Origin of the sequence: Dawidia cretensis (assembly GCF_018598175.1) — a bacterium.
GTDB classification, from domain to species: domain Bacteria; phylum Bacteroidota; class Bacteroidia; order Cytophagales; family Cyclobacteriaceae; genus Ohtaekwangia; species Ohtaekwangia cretensis.
The window spans coordinates 1-254 of sequence record NZ_JAHESE010000221.1; the positions used below are offsets into that span (position 1 = coordinate 1).

Genomic DNA, 254 nt, shown 5'->3' on the forward strand with positions numbered 1-254 from the left:
GCTGACGCGCACGCGGCCGCGCGTAACGGTCACGACAACAGCAGGCTGGCCCGTAAAGGCCTCTACGTTAAAGGCCGTGCCCAACACCTGGACAGTCACCCCTTGCGTATGAATAACGAAGGGATGCGCGGCATCATGGGCAATATCAAAATACGCCTCCCCTTCCAGGACCACTTCGCGCGCATACCCTTGCGGAAAGTTTGAGCTGTAGAACAGACGTCTTTGATTGTTGAGGGTGCCGGCGCTGTGGTCGG

At 58.7% G+C, this 254-nt stretch carries 1 protein-coding gene; it reads right to left on the minus strand.

The features are described 5' to 3' along the window. Positions 1-254, minus strand: a 254-nt coding sequence (locus KK062_RS30425) for a FecR domain-containing protein (protein ID WP_254088138.1), incomplete at both ends; no start/stop codon positions are given.